At 75.3% G+C, this 22603-nt stretch carries 17 protein-coding genes; 13 read left to right on the top strand and 4 right to left on the bottom strand.

Annotation, left to right across the window (positions count from 1 at the left end):
• Nucleotides 1–191: 191 nt before the first annotated feature.
• The 8 genes from ACIRRS_RS24285 to ACIRRS_RS24250 all read left to right on the top strand — a co-directional run bounded on the left by ACIRRS_RS24285 (nt 192) and on the right by ACIRRS_RS24250 (nt 9602).
• Nucleotides 192–668, top strand: a complete 477-nt coding sequence (locus ACIRRS_RS24285) for an SRPBCC family protein (protein WP_402974351.1) — start codon at nt 192–194, stop codon at nt 666–668.
• Between the two features lie 52 nt (nt 669–720).
• A complete protein-coding gene (locus tag ACIRRS_RS24280; RefSeq protein WP_402974348.1) occupies nt 721–1872 on the top strand; it encodes an aminotransferase class I/II-fold pyridoxal phosphate-dependent enzyme in 1152 nt (383 codons plus the stop codon).
• 215 nt (nt 1873–2087) lie between these two features.
• Complete coding sequence (gene egtA / locus ACIRRS_RS24275) at nt 2088–3482, top strand: ergothioneine biosynthesis glutamate--cysteine ligase EgtA (protein WP_402974345.1); 1395 nt, start codon at nt 2088–2090, stop codon at nt 3480–3482.
• Complete coding sequence (gene egtB, locus ACIRRS_RS24270; protein WP_402974342.1) at nt 3479–4834, top strand: ergothioneine biosynthesis protein EgtB; 1356 nt, start codon at nt 3479–3481, stop codon at nt 4832–4834. The genes egtA and egtB overlap by 4 nt, the downstream gene beginning before the upstream one ends.
• Entirely contained in the window at nt 4834–5583 is a 750-nt protein-coding gene (egtC, locus tag ACIRRS_RS24265) for an ergothioneine biosynthesis protein EgtC (protein ID WP_402974339.1), read from the top strand. The genes egtB and egtC overlap by 1 nt, the downstream gene beginning before the upstream one ends.
• A gap of 44 nt (nt 5584–5627) precedes the next feature.
• On the top strand, nt 5628–6599 hold the full coding sequence (egtD, locus tag ACIRRS_RS24260; RefSeq protein WP_402974336.1) for an L-histidine N(alpha)-methyltransferase: 972 nt from the start codon (nt 5628–5630) through the stop codon (nt 6597–6599).
• A gap of 165 nt (nt 6600–6764) precedes the next feature.
• The gene (locus ACIRRS_RS24255) at nt 6765–8192 is read left to right on the top strand and encodes a sugar porter family MFS transporter (protein WP_402974615.1); all 1428 of its coding nucleotides are present in this window, start codon (nt 6765–6767) and stop codon (nt 8190–8192) included.
• A 309-nt stretch (nt 8193–8501) separates the two neighbouring features.
• A complete protein-coding gene (locus ACIRRS_RS24250; RefSeq protein WP_402974612.1) occupies nt 8502–9602 on the top strand; it encodes a nitric oxide synthase oxygenase in 1101 nt (366 codons plus the stop codon).
• 25 nt (nt 9603–9627) lie between these two features.
• Here ACIRRS_RS24250 and ACIRRS_RS24245 read toward each other — a convergent pair whose 3' ends face one another.
• Nucleotides 9628–10272: a TetR/AcrR family transcriptional regulator gene (locus ACIRRS_RS24245; protein WP_402974333.1), complete on the bottom strand. Its 645-nt coding sequence runs from the start codon at nt 10270–10272 to the stop codon at nt 9628–9630.
• A gap of 148 nt (nt 10273–10420) precedes the next feature.
• Here ACIRRS_RS24245 and ACIRRS_RS24240 point away from each other — a divergent pair, with 148 nt between their 5' ends.
• The 4 genes from ACIRRS_RS24240 (at nt 10421) to ACIRRS_RS24225 (ending at nt 15254) form a co-directional block, all read left to right on the top strand.
• Nucleotides 10421–11584, top strand: a complete 1164-nt coding sequence (locus ACIRRS_RS24240) for an acyl-CoA dehydrogenase family protein (RefSeq protein WP_402974330.1) — start codon at nt 10421–10423, stop codon at nt 11582–11584.
• 35 nt (nt 11585–11619) lie between these two features.
• Nucleotides 11620–12819 carry a thiolase family protein gene (locus tag ACIRRS_RS24235; RefSeq protein WP_402974328.1) on the top strand — a complete coding sequence of 400 codons (1200 nt, stop codon included), beginning with the start codon at nt 11620–11622 and terminating at the stop codon, nt 12817–12819.
• Between the two features lie 63 nt (nt 12820–12882).
• Nucleotides 12883–13641, top strand: a complete 759-nt coding sequence (gene fabG, locus ACIRRS_RS24230; protein WP_402974325.1) for a 3-oxoacyl-ACP reductase FabG — start codon at nt 12883–12885, stop codon at nt 13639–13641.
• Nucleotides 13642–13856: 215 nt separating this feature from the next.
• Nucleotides 13857–15254 carry a S8 family serine peptidase gene (locus ACIRRS_RS24225; RefSeq protein ID WP_402974322.1) on the top strand — a complete coding sequence of 466 codons (1398 nt, stop codon included), beginning with the start codon at nt 13857–13859 and terminating at the stop codon, nt 15252–15254.
• Between the two features lie 126 nt (nt 15255–15380).
• Here ACIRRS_RS24225 and ACIRRS_RS24220 read toward each other — a convergent pair whose 3' ends face one another.
• Nucleotides 15381–17282, bottom strand: a complete 1902-nt coding sequence (locus ACIRRS_RS24220) for a hypothetical protein (protein ID WP_402974319.1) — start codon at nt 17280–17282, stop codon at nt 15381–15383.
• A gap of 159 nt (nt 17283–17441) precedes the next feature.
• Here ACIRRS_RS24220 and ACIRRS_RS24215 point away from each other — a divergent pair, with 159 nt between their 5' ends.
• Nucleotides 17442–17963, top strand: coding sequence for an HAD domain-containing protein (locus tag ACIRRS_RS24215; RefSeq protein ID WP_402974316.1), 522 nt, complete (start codon nt 17442–17444; stop codon nt 17961–17963).
• A gap of 58 nt (nt 17964–18021) precedes the next feature.
• Here ACIRRS_RS24215 and ACIRRS_RS24210 read toward each other — a convergent pair whose 3' ends face one another.
• Nucleotides 18022–21933, bottom strand: coding sequence for a LysM peptidoglycan-binding domain-containing protein (locus ACIRRS_RS24210; RefSeq protein WP_402974313.1), 3912 nt, complete (start codon nt 21931–21933; stop codon nt 18022–18024).
• Nucleotides 21933–22397, bottom strand: a complete 465-nt coding sequence (locus ACIRRS_RS24205; RefSeq protein ID WP_402974310.1) for a hypothetical protein — start codon at nt 22395–22397, stop codon at nt 21933–21935. The genes ACIRRS_RS24210 and ACIRRS_RS24205 overlap by 1 nt, the downstream gene beginning before the upstream one ends.
• Between the last annotated feature and the right edge of the window lie 206 nt (nt 22398–22603).

Here is a 22603-nt window from a genome sequence, read left to right as displayed (position 1 = left end):
GTGCAGTGCCTAGTGGCAACTGCTGTGACAGATGAGACTACAAGCACACAAGATCCTCCCTCGCCCCCCGAACGGCTGCAAGCGCAGTGCCCGCCTTTCGACCGCGGACCTTCACCGGTCGTTCACCGCCGCGACCCCGGCCCCCGAGGGGCGGGCGTGTGGAGGGCTCGCAGCCGGGGCAGGGGGAGCGCGTGGACCCCAATCACTACCGATTCCGCGGCCTCTGGCACCTCCCCGCGCCCCCGTCCGCCGTCTACGCGGCGCTGGAGGACGTGGCCGGGTACCCGCGGTGGTGGCCGGAGGTGCGCGAGGTGCGGCGCAGGGGCCCGGAGGCCGGGGACGTGGTGATACGCGCCGTGCTGCCGTACCGGCTGGTGATCGGCCTGGAGGCGCGCCGACGCGACCCGGCGGCCGGGGTGCTGGAGGTCGCCATGAGCGGCGACCTCGTCGGCTGGACCAGGTTCACCGTCGCACCGGAGGGGCCGGGAGGGCGCGGGAGCCGGGTCCTGTTCGAGGAGGACGCGCGGCCGGGCAAGTCCCTGCTGCGCCGGCTCGCCCTGCCGCTGCACCCGGTGTTCCGCGCCAACCACGCGGTGATGATGTGGCGGGGGCGGCGCGGGCTCGCGGCGCACCTCGCGGGCGGGGAGCGGCGGGCGGCGAACAGATGACAGCGAACAGATGACAATCGACAGAGTTCAGATGACAGATAACAGCGAACAGATGTCAGCGAACAGTTTTCCACCTCTGTTCGCCGCCCCCTTCGACCGCACCGGCACCGGCAGCGCCAAGTGGGCCCGCGCCGGCGCCCCCGGCGTGATCCCGCTCGGCCTCGCGGACATGGACCTGCCCGGCCCGGCCGCCGTCGCCGAGGCGCTGGAGCGCCGCGCCCGCCACCGGGCGTACGGCTACACCGTCTGCGACCCGGCCGGGCGCGAGCTCGTCGCCCGCTGGTACCGCGAGCGCCACGGCGCCGAGGTGGACCCGGACTGGGTCGTCCTGCTGCCCTGCGGCCCCCGCACCGCGCTGCGCGTGCTGCTGGAGACCGTACGGCCCCGGGCGCCGCTCGCCTTCCCCACTCCCGAGTGGGGCGGCTTCGCCCAGCTGTGCCGCGCCGCCCGCCTCCCGTACCGCGAACTCCCGCTCCCCCTGGGCCCGGACGGCTACCACCTGCCCAACGGCCCGCTGCCCGGCCCGACTTCGGCCGTGCTGCTGAGCAGCCCGCACAACCCCTCCGCCCGCGTCTGGCCCGCCGACGAGCTGCGCGCGCTGGCCGAACGGGCCGCCGAGGCGGGCGCGTTGCTCGTCTCCGACGAGGTGCACGGAGACCTCACCCACCCCGGGCACCGCCACCCCGTGGCCGTCGACGCCGTCGGCCAGGCCCTGCGGCCGCACACCGTCACCCTCAACTCCGTCGGCAAGACCTTCAACTGCTCGGGCCTGCCCAGCGCCTTCGCCCTGGTCCCCGACCCCGCGCTGCGCGCCCGCTTCACCGAGGAGCTCGCCGGCTACGGCCTCTGGGAGGGCGGCCTCCTGGAGCAGACCGTCCTGCGGGCCGCACTCGGCGAGGGCGGCCCCTGGCTGGACGCCCTGCTCGCCCACCTCGCCGCCGCCCGCGCCCGGCTGACCGGCCTGCTCGGCCCCGCCGTCCGCTCCGCCCCGCAGTCCTCCTACCTCCTCTGGCTGGACGCCGCCGCGCTCGGCCTGCCGCCCGGGGGCGCCGCCGGAGCGCTGCTGGAGCGCTGCGCCCTGGAGGCCACCGCCGGGGACGCGTTCGGCCCCGGCGGCGCCGGCTTCCTGCGCCTCAACTACGCCCTCCCCGAGCCCCTGCTGGCCACCGTCCTGGAGCGCCTGGCCCGCCTGGGAAGGGGCTGAGAAGGCACCGGGAAGGCCCTTCGCCGCCCGCGCACGGAACCCTTCCGAAAGCCGCCCGAAAGGCAGTCGAAAGCGCCCCGGGATTGTCTGAATCACCCGTTCGCACCACCCACGACCTGCGAAAACGAACATTCACGCGATTTTTGCGAAGCGCCGTCGCATGCTCCGTAGCAGACTGGGCAAGGTAGACCGGGCCGCAATTCGTGATCCCGAGGATGGTGAGTCCGGTGATACCCGTCTCCCGCACCACACCCCCCGACCGGCCCGAGGCGCCGCCGCCTCCGAGCGGGGTGACCCCGCTGACGGAGTCCGGCGCCCGCAGCCACGTGTCGGGGGTCTGCTTCAAGATCGGCCCGCCCCGGCTGGTGGGCGTCGAGGTCGAGTGGTTCGTCCACGACGACCGATGTCCCGACCGGCCGGTAGCGCCGGAACTCATCCACTCCGCCCTGGAGTCGCTGCCCCTCGGCGGCCCCGACGGAACCGCTCTCCCCTCGGGTTCGCGCCTCACCCTCGAACCCGGCGGACAGGTCGAGCTCAGCTCCCCGCCCGCCACCGGCCTCCTGGCCTGCGTCGACGGCACCCGCCGCGACCTGACCGCCCTGCGCGCCGCCTTCGCGGCCCGGGGCCTGCGCCTCACCGGCACCGGCACCGACCCCCTGGCCCGCCCGCGCCGCATGGTGCTGGACCACCCGCGCTACCTCGCGATGGAGCGCTTCTTCGACTCCGCCGGCCCCTGGGGCCGGATCATGATGACGGACACCGCCTCCGTGCAGGTGTGCGTGGACGCGGGCGAGGCCGCCGGCCCGCAGGCCGTCGCCCGGCGCTGGCAGCTCGTCCACCACCTCGGCCCCGTGCTGGTCGCCGCCTTCGCCAACTCCCCCGTGCTGGACGGCAGATCGACGGGCCACCGCTCCACCCGGCAGACCGTCTGGTCCCGGATGGACCCGACCCGCACGCTCGCCCCCGCCCCCGACCACGGCGACCCCGCCGAGGCCTGGGCGCAGTACGTGCTGGACGCCCAGGTCCTGTGCGTACGGCGGCCCCAGGGCCTGCCCTGGACGGCCCCGCCCGGCCTCACCTTCCGCGACTGGGTCCGCGGCGGCGGCGAACGCCCGCCCACCCTGGCCGACTTGGACTACCACGGCACCACGCTCTTCCCACCGGTGCGCCCGCGCGGCCACCTGGAGCTGCGGATGATCGACGCCCAGCCCGGCGACGGCTGGGTGGTGCCCACCGCCCTCGTCACCGCGCTGCTGGACGACCCGGCGGCCGGCGAGGCCGCCCTCGCCGCCCTGGAGCCGCTGCACCGCCTGGACGGCCCCGACGGCCCGGACGGCCGGGCCCCCGACGCCCGCGCCCCGCGCAGCGAGGCCTGGCGCCGCGCCGCGACACTCGCCGTCGCCGACCCCGAGCTGCGCCGCGCCACCCTGGCCTGCTTCGCCGCCGCCGACGCCGCGCTGGGCCGCCTGCCCGGCGCCGAGCGGCTGCGCGCCACCGTCGCCGCCTTCGCCGAGCGCTACCCCGCTCGCGGCCGCTGCCCGGCCGACGACCAGCTGGACGCCCTGCGCGCCGGCGCCCGTCGCACGCCCCCCGAGGAGCCCGCACCATGACCGACGTACGACCCCCCGAAGCCGCCGACGCCGGCCTCCCGGCGGGCGCCGAGGCGCTGCGCGAGGCCATCGCCGCCGAGCTGCTGGCCGCCCGCGCCCGCACCGCCGCCCTCACCGACTGCGTCGACGACCGGGACCTGACCGCCCAGCACTCCCCGCTGATGTCCCCGCTGGTCTGGGACCTCGCGCACATCGGCAACCAGGAGGAGCTCTGGCTGCTGCGCAACGTCGGCGGCCGCGACCCGATGCACCCGGAGATCGACCCGCTCTACGACGCCTTCCAGCACCCCCGCGCCGAGCGCCCCGCCCTGCCCCTGCTGCCGCCCGCCGAGGCCCGGCTCTACGCCGGGGACGTGCGCGGCCGGGTCCTGGACCTGCTCGCCGCCAGCCCGCTGGAGGGCGCGCCGCTGCTCGACGCGGGCTTCGCCTTCGGGATGATCGCCCAGCACGAGCAGCAGCACGACGAGACCATGCTGATCACCCACCAGCTACGCCGCGGCGAGCCCGCCCTGGCCGCTCCCCCGCCCCCGCCCGCCCCGGCGGACGCCGCCCTGCTGCCCGCCGAAGTCCTCGTGCCCGCAGGGCCGTTCACCATGGGCACGGACACCGAGCCCTGGGCGCTGGACAACGAGCGCCCCGCCCACACCGTCGACCTGCCCGCCTACTTCCTGGACACCGTGCCCGTCACCAACGCCGCCTACCAGCGGTTCATCGACGACGGCGGGTACCGGGAGCCGCGCTGGTGGACGGCCGAGGGCTGGGAGCACCGCCTGCGCGCCGACCTGGGCGCCCCGCTGTTCTGGCGCCACGAGGACGGGCAGTGGCTGCGCCGCCGCTTCGGCACCGTCGAGCCCGTACCGCCGAACGAGCCGGTGCTGCACGTCAGTTGGTACGAGGCCGACGCGTACGCCCGCTGGGCGGGCCGGCGCCTGCCCACCGAGGCGGAGTGGGAGAAGGCCGCCCGCCACGACCCGGCGGCCGGCCGCTCCCGCCGCTACCCCTGGGGCGACGGCCCGCCCGGCCCCGAGCACGCCAACCTCGGCCAGCGCCACCTGCGCCCGGCCCCGGCGGGCAGCTACCCGAACGGCCAGTCCCCGTACGGGGTCCGGCAGTTGATGGGCGACGTGTGGGAGTGGACGTCCAGTGACCTCCACCCCTACCCGGGCTTCACCGCCTGGCCGTACAGGGAGTACTCGGAGGTCTTCTTCGGCCCCGAGTACAAGGTGCTGCGCGGCGGCTGCTTCGCGGTGGCGCCCGTCGCCTGCCGGGGCACCTTCCGCAACTGGGACTACCCCGTCCGGCGGCAGATCTTCTCCGGATTCCGCACCGCCCGCGACGCGGAGCGCGCCTGATGTGCCGTCACCTCGCCTACCTGGGCGAGCCGTTGGCGCCTGGCGAGCTGCTGGTGGCACCCCCGCACGCGCTGTACCGGCAGTCCTGGGCGCCCCGGGAGCAGCGGCACGGCACGGTGAACGCGGACGGCTTCGGCCTGGGCTGGTACGCGGACGGCGACGAGACGCCCGCCCGCTACCGCCGGGCCGGGCCGATCTGGGCGGACGCCGCCTTCGCCGACCTCGCCCGGGTGCTGCGCACCCGGGCGCTGGTGGCGGCCGTGCGCTCGGCCACCCCGGGCTGCGCGGACGGCGAGGCCGCGGCGGCGCCGTTCGCCGCCGGGCCCTGGCTGTTCAGCCACAACGGCGCGGTGGCCGGCTGGCCCGGCGAGCTGGGCGCCCTCGCCGCGCTGCTGCCCCCGGCGGAGCTGCTGGAGCTGGAGGCGCGCACGGACTCGGCGCTGGTGTGGGCACTGGTCCTGCACCGGCTGCGCGCGGGCGCCACGCCCGGCGAGGCGCTGGCCGCCACCGTCGCCGACGTCGCGAAGCACACCAGCGCCCGGCTGAACCTGCTGCTGACCGACGGCCGCTCGATCGCCGCGACGGCCTGGGGCGACACCCTGTACCACCGCGCCCTGCCGGGCCTCGGCACCGTGGTGGCCTCCGAACCGTACGACGACGAGCCCTCCTGGCAGCGCGCCGAGGACGCCTCGCTGCTGCTGGTGGAGGCCTCCGGCGTCACCGTCCAGCGGCTGCCCGGCCGCGACTGACCAGCACCGTCCCTTCATCTTCTGAACAGAGGAACGACCCTGTCATGGACACCTTCGATCTCACCCGACTGCTGCCCGACGACCACTTCAGCACCGCCCTGCACCACGACGTGCGCCAGGGGCTGACCGCCGCGCCCAAGTGGCTGCCGCCGAAGTGGTTCTACGACGCCCGCGGCAGCGAGCTGTTCGAGGAGATCACCCGCCTGCCCGAGTACTACCCGACCCGCGCCGAGCGGGCCATCCTCGCCGCCCGGGCCGGCGAGATCGCCGCCGCCACCCGGGCCCGCACCCTCGTCGAGCTGGGCTCCGGCTCCTCCGAGAAGACCCGGCTGCTGCTGGACGCCCTGCGCGGGCTCGGCACCCTGGAGACGTACGTCCCGGTGGACGTCAGCGAGAGCGCGCTCACCGCCGCCGGCGTCGCCCTGGCCGCCGAGTACCCGGGCCTGGCCGTGCACGGCGTGCTGGCCGACTTCACCTCCCGCCTCGGCGTGCCGCCCGGCGGCGGCCCCCGCCTGGTCGCCTTCCTCGGCGGCACCCTGGGCAACCTGCTGCCCGCCGAGCGCGACGCGTTCCTGCGCGGCCTGCGCGCCTCCCTGGAGCCGGGCGACGCCCTACTGCTGGGCACCGACCTGGTCAAGGACCCGGCCGCGCTGGTCGCCGCCTACGACGACGCCGCCGGGGTGACGGCCGAGTTCAACCGCAACGTGCTGAACGTCCTCAACCGGGAGCTGGGCGCCGACTTCGAGCCGGACGCCTTCGAGCACGTCGCGCTCTGGGACGCCGGGCAGGAGTGGATCGAGATGCGGCTGCGCTCGCTGCGCGACCAGACGGTGAAGATCCCGGCGCTGGACCTGCCGGTGCACTTCGAGCGGGGCGAGGAGCTGCGCACCGAGGTCTCCGCCAAGTTCCGCCGCGAGCGGGTGGCCTCCGAACTGGCCCGCGCGGGCCTGCGGCTGGACCACTGGTGGACGGACGAGGCGGGCCGCTTCGGCCTCTCGCTGGCCTCCCCCGCGTAGCGCGCCCGACGAAGGGCCAGGACGAGGGCGTACGACGAAGGGCCCATTTGCTTGTTCATCTTACGAATTCTCAGAGCGAAATCTGAGCATTGGATGTACAAGCCTTGAACGATTAGGGGTTACGATCTCGGCTACCCCAGCTCAGCGTTGAGTACAGGAGCAGAGATCGTGAGCGTCACCCAGCAGCCCTCCGGGGCGGTCGAGGCCTCCGCGCCCGGCCGCCTCGGATTCGTCGTCTTCATCACCGCCGCCGCGGCCCTCGGCGGGTTCCTGTTCGGCTACGACAGCTCGGTGATCAACGGCGCCGTCTCAGGGATCCAGGAGAAGTTCGGGGTCGGCGACGGCGTGACCGGCCTGATCGTCTCCTCCGCCCTGCTCGGCTCGGCGCTCGGCGCCGCGCTGGCCGGGCGCTTCGCCGACCGGTACGGCCGCATCAAGGTCATGAAGGCGGGCGCGCTGCTGTTCGCCGTCAGCGCCGTCGGCTCGATGCTGCCGTTCTCCGCCTGGGACCTCGCCTTCTGGCGCGTCCTCGGCGGCGCCGCCATCGGCATCGCCTCGGTGATCGCCCCGACCTACATCGCCGAGGTCGCGCCGACCCGCTACCGGGGCCGTCTGGCCTCCTTCCAGCAGGCCGCGATCGTGCTCGGCATCGCGATATCCCAGCTGGTCAACTGGCTGCTGACGAAGGCCGCCGGGGGCGAGACCCGCGGCCACCTGCTCGGCCTGGAGGCCTGGCAGTGGATGCTCGGCGCCTGCGTCGTGCCGGCCGCCGTCTACTTCGTGCTCTCCTCGGTCATCCCCGAGTCCCCGCGCTACCTGATCCAGGCCGAGCGCCTCGACGACGCCCGCCGGGTGCTCGCCGAGGTCGAGGGCGAGGGCGTGGACGCCGACGCGCGGATCGCCGAGGTCCGGGCGCTGATCGCCTCCGACCACCGCCCGCGCTTCCGCGACCTGCTCGGCGGCCGCTTCGGCCTGCTGCCCATCGTCTGGGTCGGCATCGGCCTGTCGGTGTTCCAGCAGCTGGTCGGCATCAACGTGATCTTCTACTACTCGTCGATCCTGTGGCAGTCGGTCGGCATCGACCAGAGCAACTCGATGCTGATCAGCTTCATCGGCTCGGTCATCAACATCCTCGGCACCGTGGTCGCGATCCTGCTCGTCGACCGCATCGGCCGCAAGCCGCTGGCCCTGATCGGCTCGGTCGGCATGGCCGTCTCCCTGGCCGCCGCCGGCTGGGCGTTCTCCTCCGCCACCGGCACCGGCGGGGACGTCACCCTGCCCGACCTCCAGGGCACCGTCGCGCTGATCGCCGCCAACGCCTTCGTGCTCTTCTTCGCCATGTCCTGGGGCGTGGTGGTCTGGGTGATGCTCGGCGAGATGTTCCCCAACCGCATCCGCGCCGCCGCCCTGTCCGTCGCCGCCTCGGCGCAGTGGATCGCCAACTGGGCGATCACCGTGTCGTTCCCGTCGATGTCGCGGTGGAACCTGTCGGCGACGTACCTGGTGTACGCGGCCTTCGCGGCGCTGTCGATCCTCTTCGTGGCCAGGTTCCTCAAGGAGACCAAGGGCGTCCGCCTGGAGGACATGGGCTGAGCCCGCCTCCCCCGTCGACGCGGACGGATCCGGCCGTGCGCTGATCCGACAGTCCGACCGGCCCCGCACCCTAGCGCGATCCGCGCGGGTGCGGGGCCGAATCGTTCACTCTCTGCGGCGGCCCGGACACCTGGGGTACTCCTGTTCGCCAGGAGGGATGTGTCCTTGATCTTCGACCGGCTTCGCACCCGCAGACCCGCCACCGCCCCCGTCGGCGGCGGCTGCCCATACGCCCACGCTCACGCCGAGGCCCACGCTCACGCCGACGCCACCGCTCATGCGGCACCGCCGCCGGCCCCCGAGGCCCGGCTGCCGCCCGCGCCCGCGCCGTTCACCGACCCCGGCCAGGCCGCCGAGTTCGTCCGGCGCTTCCACCGGGAGCAGCCCGCCGCCGGAGCCCCCGGGGAGCGGCTGCGCGCCGTCCTGGACGAGATCGACCGCACCGGCACCTACGCCCACACCCCCGCCGAACTCGCGTACGGGGCCAAGCTCGCCTGGCGCAACGCCGCCCGCTGCATCGGCCGGCTGTACTGGCGCAGCCTGGTGGTGCGCGACCTGCGCCACCTCTCCTCCGCCGACGACGTGGCCGCCGAGTGCTTCGAGCACCTGCGCCTGGCGACCAACGGCGGCCGGATCCGCCCGGTGATCTCGGTGTTCGCCCCGGACCGCCCGGGCCGCCCGGCCCCGCGCATCCTCAACCAGCAGCTGGTCCGCTACGCCGGCCACCGCGTCGACGGCGCCACGGTGGGCGACCCGGCCGGCGTCACGCTCACCGCCCGCGCCCGCGACCTCGGCTGGAAGTGCGCCGAGGACCGCTTCGAGGTGCTGCCCCTGCTGGTCCAGGAGCGCCCCGGCGAGCGCCCGCACTGGTACGGGCACCCGGACGACACGGCGCTGGAGGTCCCGCTGACCCACCCCGAGCACGACTGGTTCGCGGAGCTGGGGCTGCGCTGGTACGCGGTGCCGGCGATCAGCGACATGACGCTGGAGATCGGCGGGGTGCGCTACCCGGCCGCGCCGTTCAACGGCTGGTACATGGGCACCGAGATCGGCGCCCGCAACCTCGCCGACGCCGACCGCTACGACATGCTCGCCACCGTCGCCGAGCACCTGGGCCTGGACACCTCCAACGACCGCACCCTGTGGCGCGACCGGGCGCTCGTCGAGCTCAACCTCGCGGTGCTGCACTCCTTCCAGGAGGCCGGGGTGACGATGGCCGACCACCACACCGAGTCGCACCGCTTCCTCAAGCACGTCGCCCAGGAGGAGCGGCTCGGGCGGCCCGTCCCGGCGGACTGGAGCTGGATCGTGCCGCCGGTCTCGGGCGGGCTGACCCCGGTCTACCACCGCTACTACGACCCGGTGGACCCGTCGCTGCGCCCGGCCTTCGTGCCCCGCGAGCCCTGGTAGCGGCGGGCCTGAGAACCCGACGGCCTCAGGGACGGGCGGCGAGGCGCTCGAAGCGCAGCGCCAGCCCGTCCAGCAGCGCCTCCAGCCCGGTCTCGAAGGCGCCCTCGTCCACCGATCCCCGGTGCCCGGCCAGCCGGTGGGCCTCGCCGAGGTGCGGGTAGTCGGCCGCGTCGTACACGTCGGCGTCGGCGGGGAACCCGGCCGCGAAGGAGGCGAGCGCCGAGCCGGTGACGAAGTAGCGCATCAGCGCGCCGATCCGGGTGGCCTGGGCGCGCGGCCACCCGGCGCCGACGAGGTGCCCGAAGACGGCGTCGGCCAGGCGCAGCGCGTTCGGCCGGCGGCCGGGGCCCTGGGCGAGCACCGGGACGATGTTGGGGTGGGCGGCCAGCGCGGCGCGGTAGGAGCGGGCCCAGTCGCGCAGCGCCTCGGGCCAGGCCGCGGCGCCGTCGTCGAACATCGACAGGTCGACTTCGCCGATGACGCTGTCCACCACCGCGTCCAGCAGCTCGTCCTTGGTCGCGAAGTGGTTGTAGAGCGAGGGGCCGCTGACCGAGAGCTCGGTGGCGAGGCGGCGGGTGGACAGGGCCTCCAGCCCGGCGCCGTCGATCAGCCGCAGGGCGGCGGTGACGATGCGCTCGCGGCTGAGCAGCGGGGTGCGCGGGCGGGCCATCGGGTCGCTTCCTCCGGTCGGGTGAGGTCGTGCGGGTGGGTTCGGGCGGGTGGGGACCGATTCTGGCAGGCGCCCCTTCCCAGCGCGGCGGGCCGGGGCTACAGTCCCCTTAAAACTTGCAGCGCTAGTTTAACGAGGGCGGTCCGCCGTGAACCTGGAGTTGACCGAGGAGCAGAGCGCCGTACGGGACCTCGCGGCCTCCTTCGCCGACCGCGAGATCGTGCCGCACGCCGCCGCCTGGGACCGCGCCGAGTCCGTGGACCGCGCGATCGTCGGCAAGCTCGCGAAGCTCGGCCTCCTCGGCCTGACGATCCCCGAGGAGTACGGCGGCAGCGGCGGCGACCACCTCGCCTACTGCCTCGTCCTGGAGGAGCTGGGGCGCGCCGACTCGGCGGTGCGCGGAATCGTCTCCGTCTCCCTCGGCCTGGTCGCCAAGTCGGTCAACGCCCACGGCACCGAGGAGCAGAAGCGCCACTGGCTGCCCCGGCTCACCTCCGGCGAGGCCCTCGGCTGCTTCGCCCTCACCGAACCCGGCACCGGCTCCGACGCCGCCAACCTCACCACCCGGGCCGAACGCGACGGCGACGGCTGGGTGATCACCGGCACCAAGACCTTCATCACCAACGGCACCTGGGCCGACGTCGCCCTGGTCTTCGCCCGCACCGGCGGCCAGGACCCGGCGCTGCGCGGCCACCGGGGCGTCACCGCCTTCCTCGTGCCCACCGGCCTGCCCGGCTTCGGCCGCACCGAGATCCACGGCAAGCTCGGCCTGCGCGGCCAGGCCACCGCCGAACTCGCCCTCGACGGCGTACGGGTGGGCGACGACGCCCGCCTCGGCGAGGTCGGCAAGGGCTTCTCGGTGGCGATGGCCGCCCTGGCCAAGGGCCGGATGTCGGTGGCGGCGGGCTGCGTGGGCATCGCCCGCGCCTGCCTGGAGGCCGCCGTGCGCTACGCCGGGGAGCGCGAGCAGTTCGGGAAGCCGATCGCCGCGCACCAGCTCGTCCAGGAGCTCCTCTCCGGGATCGCCGTCGACGTGGAGGCGGCCCGGCTGCTCACCTGGAAGGTCGCCGACCACATCGAGCGCGGCCTGCCCTTCGCCACCGAGTCCTCGATGGCCAAGCTGTTCGCGAGCGAGGCCGCCGTGCGCGCCGCGAACAACGCGCTGCAGGTGTTCGGCGGCTACGGCTTCATCGACGAGTACCCCGTCGGCAAGTACCTGCGCGACGCACGGGTGATGACCCTGTACGAGGGCACCAGCCAGATCCACCACCTGCTCATCGGGCGCGCGCTCACCGGCGTCAACGCCTTCTGACCTCCCCCCTCCGATTTTCCGATAAGGAGCACACCGTGCGCCCTGTCTACTTCGCCGCCGCCCGCCGCACACCCGTCGGCCGGCTGCGCGGAGCGCTCGCGACCGTCCGGCCGGACGACCTCTCGGCCACCGTGCTGCGCGCCCTGCTCGCCGACCTCCCCGCCCTGGACCCGGCCCGGATCGACGACGTCTACTGGGGCGCCGCCAACCAGGCCGGCGAGGACAACCGCAACGCCGCCCGGATGGCCGTCCTGCTGGCCGGGCTGCCGGAGACCGTCCCCGGAGCCACCGTCAACCGGCTCTGCGCCTCCGGCCTGGAGGCCGTCACCCTCGCCGCCCGGGCCATCGGCTCCGGCGAGGCCGACGTCGTCCTGGCCGGCGGCTGCGAGTCGATGACCCGCGCCCCCTTCGTGCTGCCCCGCCCCGACGAGGCGCTGCCGCACCGCATCGAGACGTACGACACCCGGCTCGGCTGGCGGCTCACCAACCCGAGGATGGCCGAGCTGCACGGCGTCCTGAGCATGGGCGAGACGGCCGAGGAGGTGGCCTGCCGGTACGGCATCACCCGCGAGCGGCAGGACGCCTTCGCGCTGCGCAGCCATCAGCGGGCCGCCGCCGCCCGCAAGGACGGGCACTTCGACGCCGAGCTCGTCCCGGTCGAGCGGGCGGACGGCGTGACCGTCGTGGCGGACGAGGGCATCCGGGAGGACACCAGCCTCGCCAAGCTCGCCTCGCTCAAGCCGGTGTTCCGGCCGGGCGGCACCGTGACCGCCGGGAACGCCTCGCCGATGAACGACGGCGCGGCCGGGCTCGTCCTGGTGAGCGAGGAGGCGCTGCGCGACCTCGGTCTCACGCCGCTGGGGCGGTACGTGGCCGGCGCCTCGGCCGGGGTGCACCCGGACGTGATGGGGATCGGGCCCGTCCCGGCGACCCGCAAGGTGCTCGGGCGGGCCGGCTGGTCGCTGGCCGACCTGGACACGGCCGAGCTGAACGAGGCGTTCGCCGCGCAGGCGCTGGCCTCGGCGGACGGCCTCGGGTTCAGCCCGGAGCTGGCGGAGGAGGTGGTCAACCCCAGCGGCGGGGCGATCGCCCTCGGCCACCCGCTGGGCGGCTCCGGGGCGCGCATCCTCACCACCCTGCTGCACCGGATGCGGCGCACCGGCGCGCGGCGGGGGCTGGCCACGATGTGCGTGGGGGTCGGGCAGGGGACGGCCGTCCTGGTCGAGAACGCCTGAGGTCCGTCGTGGGTCTTCGGTGGGTTTTCCTTTTTCGATGATTCGATGATCGGAGGAAGTGGCATGGCGCGTTTCGAGGGCAGGGTCGCCGTGGTGACCGGCGCGGCGCAGGGGATCGGTGCGGCCACCGCGCGGCGCCTGGCGGAGGAGGGGGCGGCGGTCGCCGTCGTCGACCTCACCGCCGAGCGGGCGGCGGGGACGGTCGCCGAGATCACGACCAAGGGCGGCACCGCGCGCGCCTACGGCTGCGACGTGGCGGACTACGACGCGGTGGAGCGGGTGTTCGCGCAGGTCGTCGAGGACCTCGGCGGGGTGCACATCCTGGTCAACAACGCCGGGATCACCCGGGACAACCTGTTCTTCAGGATGCCCAAGGCGGACTGGGACGTGGTGCTGACGGTCAACCTGACCAGCGCGTACAACTGCAGCCACGTCGCCCAGAAGTACTTCGTGGCGCAGAAGTTCGGGAAGATCGTCTCGCTCAGCTCGCGCTCGGCGCTCGGCAACCGGGGCCAGGCCAACTACGCCGCCGCCAAGGCCGGCATCCAGGGGCTGACCGCGACCCTGGCGATCGAACTGGGGCCGTTCAACGTCAACGTCAACGCCGTGGCGCCCGGGTACGTCGCCACCGCGATGACGGCCGCCACCGCCGAGCGGGTCGGTGCCACCGCCGAGGACCACCAGGTCGAGGTCGCGGCCCGCACGCCGCTGCGCCGGGTCGGGCAGCCGGAGGAGATCGCGTCGGTGGTGGCGTTCCTGGCGAGTGAGGACGCCTCGTACGTCAGCGGACAGACCCTGTACGTCAACGGCGGCGCCCGCTAAGCCGTAAAATTCTACTGACGTGTCATCATATGGCCGTCCCCCGTGAATGGTTACTTTCCCGTGGGACGGCCTTTACCTGTTCGCGTGGCCGAAGTTGACCATGCCTGCGGTCATCCGACCCTACGGAATGACTATGGCATGATCATGCGGCGATCGATGGGATGGCCCAACCGACCCGACCGACCCCGGTCGGGCCCAGCGTCCCAAGGAGTCCCATGGGCAGCCCCGCCACCCTCCGCCGCGCCCTGGCTCTGCTCGCCGTAGGGGCCACCGCCCTCACGGCCGGCACCGTCGCCGTACCCGCCGCGGGTATCGCGACCGCCGCCCCCACCTCGCACGACTACTCGGGCGTCCACGTGCGCCCGGCCTCCTTCGGGCACCACAACGCCCAGGCCCGCGTCGCCCCGCTGAGCACCACCCAGTGCGTCAGCCAGATCGGCATCCACTGCTACTCGCCGCTGCAGTACCGCACGGCCTACAACCTGAACCCCCTCTACAAGGAGGGCGTCACGGGCAAGGGCCGCACGATCGTCATCGTCGACTCCTTCGGCTCGCCGACCGTCCAGCACGACCTGGAGGTCTTCGACAAGCAGTGGGGCATCCAGGACACCCAGGTCGAGGTGGTCAAGTGGGGCAACGTCCCCGCCTTCGACCCCAAGAACCCCGACCACACGGGCTGGGCCGGCGAGACCACCCTCGACGTCGAGTACGCCCACGCGATGGCCCCCGACGCGCACATCGTCCTGGTCGAGACCGGTGTCGCCGAGACCGAGGGCACCACCGGCCTGCCCGAGATGATGGACGCCGAGAAGGACATGATCAAGAAGGGCCGCGGCGACGTCATCTCGCAGAGCTTCGGCGCCACCGAGAACACCTTCCCGGGCTACGACAAGGGCGACTTCAAGTCGATCACCGACCTGCGCTACGCCTTCAAGGCCGCCGCGGACCGCGGCGTGACCGTGCTCGCCGCCTCCGGCGACAACGGCGCCACCGACGCGCAGCCCAACGGGACCGACCTGTACCCGTTCAAGGTCAACTCCTGGCCGTCCTCGGACCCGCTGGTCACCTCCATCGGCGGCACCCAGCTCACCCTGGACGACAGCGGCAAGCGCACCGCGCCCGACAAGGTGTGGCACGACCAGTCCGGCGCGGGCGGCGGCGGCGTCTCCGGCGTCTTCTCCCGGCCGTGGTACCAGACCGGCGTCGCCAACGTCACCGGCGACCACCGCGGCACGCCCGACATCAGCATGAGCGCGGCCGTCGACGGCGCCGCCTGGACGTACGAGTCCTACGACCCGACCGCCGTCGGCTGGCACCTCACCGGCGGCACCAGCGAGGCCACCCCGCTGTTCTCGGGCATCGTCGCCCTCGCCGACCAGCTGGCCGGCCACCGCATCGGCCAGATCAACGGCCGCCTGTACGGCCTGAGCATGCTGCCGAGCAAGTGGAGCGGCATCGTCGACGTCAAGGCGGGCGACAACGGCTGGGGCGGCGTCACCGGCTACAACGCCACCGAGGGCTACGACCTCGCCAGCGGCCTCGGCACCATCGACGGCACCACGTTCGTCCACGCGCTCGCGGGCGACATTCAGGGTGACGAGAACGAGCAGTAGGAAACGAGCGAACACGTAACAGCGAACGGATAACAGATTTCGTCATCTGTTATCCGTTCGCTGTTTTCTGTTTTTTGTTATCTGTTCGCTGTCTTTTGTCAGCTGTCAGCTGTCAGCCGTCGGTTGTCACTTGCCCGCCGCCGGGGCGGCCGCCGCGACGAGCTGGGCGAGGTAGCGCTCGGCGGCGCGCAGCTTGCGGCCGTCCGGGCCCGGGAGGTGGGCGCGCAGTTCGATGATCTCGGGGGCGATGCGCACGGCCTCGTTCCGGTCGGCGATCTTGCGCCAGCAGGCCTCGGCGTTGGTGGCCGCCTGCTGGGTCTCCGTGCTCTCGGGGCCGCGCGAACGCAGCAAGGTCAGCGCCACCTCCCGGTAGATGACCGCGGCCTCGCCGAGGCGGCCCGCCAGGCGGCAGACGTGGGCGCGGACCTGACGCACCTGCAGGACGGGCTCGGAGACGGCGCCGTGCTCGGAGATCGCCTCCAGTTCGAGGGCGAAGGCGAGGTCGGTGGCGGCCGCGTGGTCGCCCGCGTCGGCGCTGCGGACGATCCGTCCGATGACCTCGCGGTAGTCCTCGCGCGGCTCGGCGGCCGGCTCAGCGACCGGCTCAGCGGCCGCTTCGGCGTCGGCCGGCTCGGGGACGGCGTCGGCGGGGACGGCGTCCTGCGGCCCCTCCAACTCCGGTTCCGGCTGCGGGAGTTCGGGCTCATCCTCCGCCTCGGGAAGCGCCTTGGCCAGGGTGACGCCCTCGGCGGGCACGGCCTCCTCGGGGACGGCGTCGGCCGGGACGGGCTTGCCCAGGGACACGCCGTCCGGCGCGATCTCCGGTGCGACCTCCGGCGCGATCTCCTCCACCGCGTCCGCCTTCACCAGGCTGACCGGCCGGGACGGGCGCGGCGGGGCCGGCGGCACGCCGCGCTTGACCAGGCTCACCGGCTCGCCCGCCACGGGCCGGGCCGGCTCCACCGGGGCCGGAGCCGGGGCCGCCGATTCGACCGCCGCGTCCCGGGGCTCCTCCTGACGCGGCGGCGGGAGCGGCGGAGCGTACGGCGCCGGAGCCGCGACGGGCGACGGCACCGGCACCGGCACCGGCACCGGCAGCGGGACGGCGTCCGCCGGCAGGCCGTCCGCGCGCCGGGCGGTGTTGCGGAACACCGGCCGGTCCTTGGCGTGCGTGGCGAGGATGATCACGTCCGGCCGCAGCACCGAGTACACCTGCTGGCGCAGTTGCTCCGGCGCGAGCACCTCCCCCGCCCCCGGCCGTCCGCCGTGCAGGGCCTCGATCAGGGCGCGGGTGAAGGTGCCGATCTGCTCCGGGTCCGGGCTGACGACCGCCCACAGCGGGATGCCCTCGCTCAGCGGCGAGACGGTGCCCTGGAGGTAGGGCCAGGCGTTCTGATCGGCGCTCAGGTCGGCGATGACGAGGGTCGGCCAGTCGGCGGGCCTGCCGCTCAGCTCGGCGGCGACCGCCGACCAGGGCAGGCCGTCCTGCCGGGAGTCGCGCAGGGTGAGGTGGAGCTGCCCGCCGCGCTTGTCGGCCACCACGTGCCCGCCCAGGTGCACCAGCAGCGGCCCCGGGTGCAGGGCGGCGGCGCGCAGGTGGGCGAGGACGGTCTGCGGGTCGACGGCCCCGGGCAGGTGGACGGCGTCCACGGCGTCGGCGGCGAGCAGCACCTGCGGCGACACGGCGGCCAGCATCGCCGACAGCACCGGCGCGTGCCCGGCCCCGCCGCGCCCGCCCCAGGTGCGGCGCCCCGAGGCACCGTAGCCGCCCTCGATCGCCAGCACGCGCCCGCGCGGCGCGGCCCCGAACCCGCCCGTCGGCGCCGGTGCCCGGGCGGCGGCCGCCGCGGCGAGGGGCACGCCGGCGAGGGTCCAGCCGGTCGGCGGGGCGGGCGGGGCGGGCGGCGGCTCGTACAGCGCGGCGGGCCCGGGCGGGTGCTCCTCGGCGGACGGCGGCGGTACGGCGTCCCGGGGGCCCGAGTCCGCGGCCGGGTCGGGACCTCCGGAAACAGCAGTCGTCTCCGCCATCTTCTGGTCACCGCCCCGCCCCGCCGCTGTCGCGGCGTCTGATGCCCTTGCCATGTGGTGCCTGCCACCACTCCCGTGCGCGCCACCCTACGAGATCCCGGCGCGGGGGTTCCAGGCCGGGTCGCCGATCGGCGCGCCGCGCCGCACTATCGTGCCGTCATGGCGAGTTCGGGCACACCACTGCTGTTCCTCGACGTCGACGGGCCCCTCATCCCCTTCGGCCCGCCCCCGCCGGGCGGCCGTCCCCTCCACCGGGGCGCCCACGGACGCGCACCGGCCCCGGACGACAACCCCCTGCTGGCGCGGGCGGATCCGGCCGTCGGACGCCGACTCCTGCGCCTGCCCTGCGTGTTGGTGTGGGCGACCACCTGGGAGGAGGAGGCCAACGACCGCCTCGCGCCCTGGCTCGGCCTGCCACCGCTGCCCTTCGTCGAGTGGCCGCCCGAGGACGCGTACGAGGGCGAGGACGGCGACGACCCGCCGGGGCTGCACTGGAAGACCCGCCCCCTGGTCGCCTGGGCGGCGGGGCGGCCGTTCGTCTGGGTGGACGACGAGATCACCGCCGTCGACCGGCGCTGGGTCGCCGCCCACTCCCCCGCCCGGACGCTGCTGCACCGCGTCAATCCCCAACGCGGCCTCGGGGACGCGGACTTCGCGGCCATCGAGGACTGGCTGCGCTGAGCCGAGCCCGTCGGCCCGCTCCCCGGACGAGAAGCGGGCCGGAGAACGGGCCCAGGGCTCAGGAGCCGGCGAGCAGGTCGCGCAGGAGGGCCACCGTGTCGGCGTCGAGGTCGCGGCCGGTGCGGCGGCTCAGCGCGTCCAGGCGGTTGACGGCGCGCAGGAGTTGGTCCCGGGCACCGGCGGAGGCGTATGCGTAGAAGAGGTCCCGGTGCAGCAGCTCGACGTCCGGGGCGACGGCGAGGCCCCGGAACACGGCGGCCTCGGCGCTGCGGTGGTCGCCGTACTGCAGACGGCGGGCGGCCAGTTCGTGCGCGGTGTCGACGATCGCCGCGATCATGTCCTGGCGCTCCGACTCCGCCCAGCCGTACGAGGCGGGCGGGGCCTCGGCGAACGGGGCGCCCCGCACCAGGGCCAGGGCGTGGGCGAGGGCCGCGTCGGCGGTGGCGCTGGTGCTGCGCATGCCGCGCCGGTAGAGGCTGCGGAACTCGTCCCAGTCGCAGGTGACGGCCGGGGTGAAGGCGTAGCCCTCGGCGGAGTCGGTCGGCAGGAAGGGGCGGCCCTCGGGCGAGGTGCCGAACCAGCCCGCCAGGTCGGCGAGTTTGGCCGGCAGCGGGCTCCCGGCACCGGCGATCGTGGTGGGGTGCGGGTCGAGGTGCGCGGCGCCGGGGTGGAGGTCGTGGTCCAGGGCGATGTGGTCGGCGCCCGGGCGCAGCGCCAGGTAGACGGCCAGTTCGGTGAGCCGGGCGAGGGCCCCCGGTTCGGCGCTGCCGCGCAGGCCGGACACGTCGACCGGGCCGAGCAGGCGGATGCGCGGGGAGTTGCGGGTGGCGTGCGCCTCCGGGGAGCGGAGTATGGCCAGCAGGTCGTCGCTGTCGCTGCGCCCCGGGGTGGTGCGGGCCACGGGGACGACGGCGGCGGGGCCGGGCTCGGGCTCCGCGGAAAGCGTTGCGGAAGGCGTTGCGGAAGGCTCCACGGACGGCTCCGGCGAGGGCCCGACCGGTTGCACCGGCTGCACGACGGGCACGGCCTGCGCGGCGGCGGGCTCCCCGGCCGGCTCCTCCGGCACGTCCGGGGCCCCGGAGGTCTCGGGAGCGTCGGGAGCTTCGGGCGCCTCGGGGAGCCGCAGGCCCAGCGTGGTCTCGTCCGCCTCGCCCGTCGAGGCCAGGCGGCCCTGGCCGTTGACGGCGAAGCGGGCGGGCCCGGCGGGCGTGGACTCGGGCGTCGCCTGCGCGGGAACAGCGGGCACGGCCGGAACAACGGGAACAACGGCGGCGGCCGGCACCGCGGGCATGACCTGCGTGGACGCCGTGGACGTCAGGGAAGCGGTGGGCGCCGCGGACGCCTTGGTCAGCACCGGCGCGGGCGCGGGCGTCACCGGGTCGGTACCGGCGAACGGGCTGGCGCCGGTGCCGATGACCCGGGCGAGCATCCTCGGCCCGGCCGCCGGCCCCGACTCTCCGTCGACGGAGACGGACGCGGAGGCGCCGAGCGCGGCGCCGACCCCCGCCAGCACCGGTACGGGCGGCCGCAGTTCGGCGGTGTCGTCGTCCTCGTCGAACCCGGGCCCGTCCAGTGTCCAAGCCGGGGCCGGGTGCTGGGTGGTGTCCTCGGCGACCCGGAGCAGCTCCGCGACCTGCTCGTACTGGTGCCCGGTGAGCCGCTGCAGTTCGACGGTCAGGTGCAGCCCGGGGATGGCCGCCTGCCCGGCGGTGGGCAGGGTCCAGCGGGCGACGGGCCCGGTGCCGCGCTCGGGGGCGCGGGTGACGACGGCCACGCAGGTGCGCGGGCGGGCGTCGAGCAGGCGCCCGAGCTCGGCGGGCAGTTCGCCGCCGGGCTGGTGGGCGCACAGGACGATCTCCGGCGTCCACGCCTCGTCGGCCTGGCCCCGGCTGCGGGCGTCGCGCGGGCTGGCCGCGTCGGCGGCGACCAGGGTGGCGCGGGCCTTGGCGGTGCGCGGGCCGAGGGCGGCGAGCGCGGCCTCCAGGGTGGCGTGGCGGTGGACGCGCTCGGCGGCGGGGCCGCTGATCGGCACCTCCTCGGCGAGGTCGACGAGGTGCAGGTGCAGCCGGTCGGCCAGCGGGCTGTGGGCCAGCTCGACGGCGAGGGTGCGCAGCACGTCCCGGGCGTCGTCGGGGTGGCCTGACAGGTGGAGCAGCCGGACGGCCTCCAGGTCGGCGAGCACCACCGAGCCGTCGGGCGCGGTGCCGAGGGTGACCAGGGCGGGGTAGGGCGCGGCGTGCTTGCGGGCCTGGGAGGCGCTGAGCAGGTCGGGCGCGTCGTCGCCGCACCACCAGACGTTGGCGGCGTGCGCGGCGCGGAACGGCGCGATCGGGGTGGCGGGGCCGGACAGGTGCAGCTCGATGGTGCCGGCGGGGGTGATCCGGGCGGCGACGATGGCGGGCAGGCGCTTGCCGCCGCGCACGGTGTTGCGGGCGAGGGTGCGCAGGGCCCGGTCGAGGAGGTCGAGGCCGTGGCCGTCCTGGCGGGCGCGCAGCTCGTTCTCGAAGGCGGCGGCCTCGGCCTCGGGCATGGGGATGCGGTGGCGGGGGCGGCGGGCGCGCAGCTGGGTGCCGCGCTTGTGGGCGACGGTGCCGATCATGACGGCGGCGAGCAGCACGCCGACGGCGGAGGCGGCGAGGGCGGTGCTGTAGTCGTCGCTGGGCGCGGCCTCGGCGTGCGCGGCGGGCGCGGGGTCGGGGGTGTGCGCCGGGGCCTGCTGGGCGGGCGCGGGCTGCGCGGGGGCGGGCTGCGCGGGGGCCGGGGCCTGCTGCGCGGGCGGCTGGTCCTGCGAAGGCGCGGGAGCCGGGGCAGGGGCAGGAGCCCCCGGCACCGCGAGCACCATGCCCGGCGCCAGCACGTCCGGGTCCGTGAGCCGCTCCCCGTCCGGCGCCTGCACGCCCTTGTTGGCCTCGAAGAGCTTCGGCCAGGCCTCCGCGTCCCCCAACTCCCGCTGGGCGATGGCGGAGAGGCTGTCCCCCTCCTGGACCGTGACCGTGGCGTGGGCGCCCGTCCCGGTGCCCGCCTGCGGGGTCTGGGCCGGCGCGGGGGCGGAGGGGGCGGGCGGCGCGGGAGCGGGTGCGGGGGCCGGGGCGGGGGCGGGGGCCTTCGCCGCGTCCGGCTTGGCGTCGGCCGGCATCAGCAGCTCCCAGCCGGGCTGGATCGGCCGGTCGGCGTCGAAGCGCACGCCCGAACCGTCCATCGCCCGCCCGTCGTTGAGCTTGGCGATCTCCACCCACCGCTCGCCCGAGCCGAGTTGCTGCTCGGCGATGGACCAGAGGCTGTCGGCGGGCCGGCTGTCGCGCACGGTGTAGGTGGGCTGCTGCTCGGCGGCGGGCGCCAGCGCGGGGGCCGTCCGGTCGGCGGCGGGCAGGGCGGCGCGCGGCGCGGAGGCCGTGACCCGGGCCGGGGCGGCGGCGGAGTGGCCGAGTTCGGGGACGGCGGCGAAGGCGGAGCCGGCCACGGGCAGCAGCGCGAGGACGGAGCCGACGAGCCCGGCGGCGATCCGCTGGCTCCAGCCGAACGCGGGGATCCGCCGGGCGATGCGGCCGCGCAGCTGCGCGGGGACCTCCAGCAGGACGGACAGCGCGAAGCAGGCCCAGGCGAGCCAGCCGACGCCGACCAGTACCCACAGGAACAGCTGCCCGTCGTCCGCGCTGGTGAGCGCCTGGCCGACGCCGTTCGGCGCGACCTCGCCCATCCCGGCGACGGCCCGCGTGCCGTAGACCAGCAGCGCGGGCAGGCCGACCAGCAGGGCGAGCAGGGTGACGAGGGCGGCGAGCGCCGTCAGCACCCCGGCGGCGCGCCCGCGTCCGGGCCCCCGCCCGGCCCCGTGTCCGGCGCCGGGGCGGCCGGGCCGGGCGGGCCCGCTCCTCGCGGCACGGGCCCGCCCCCCGGCGGCCCGGTCCGTGACGCCCCTGTCCTTGACGCCTTTGTCCTTGAGGCCCTTGTCCTTGGCACGTGGCGCGGCCATCAGTCCGTCTCCGCCTTCTCGACTCCGTGGACGAGGGTCGCACTGCCCCTGCCCGTTACCATCCGCTTTCCGAGCCCGCCCAGCAGCACCGGCTTGAACGGCGCCTGCACCGTGACGGTGACGACCCTGCCGTCGCCGGAGAAGGCGATGTCCCCGGCCCGCAGGCCGCCGCACTCCGCCAGGTAGGCGTCGGCCGCCTGCCGTACGTACTCCTGCTGAACCTTGACGCCCCGGCCCTGCAACACCGCGGCCTGGTCCAGCTGCTGGCCGCCGACGCGGGCGGCCTCCTGGGCGCAGGCGTCCGTCCGTTCGGCGACGCGCAGGCGGCCGCCGACGTCGATCACCAGGGCGATGACGACGACCAGGCCGCCGGCGCAGAGCGCGACGAACAGGGACACCGCGCCGCCGTCGCCGCGCCGGCCGCGAAGCCGCCGCAGGGCAAGCCCCGTGCGCGTGCGCCCCATCCCGTCGTCACCCCCTCCCGGCCCGCCGTGCTCCCCGTACGTCCCGTGCCCCGCGCGCTCCCCCGGCGGGCGCCTTCCGGCCGCGCCGCGCCGCCCCCGTGCGCTCTCCGCTTGCGTCTCCCCCGCCCGGGGCGTCCCCAATCCCCCGCCCGGGCCCGCGATCCGGGGCGCCGCGCGCCCGGTCGCCGCCCGCATGCCCGCCCGGG

Source organism: Kitasatospora sp. NPDC101183 (genome assembly GCF_044767945.1).
Classification (GTDB): Bacteria; Actinomycetota; Actinomycetes; order Streptomycetales; family Streptomycetaceae; genus Kitasatospora.
This window is presented reverse-complemented; position numbering and strand designations above follow the sequence as displayed.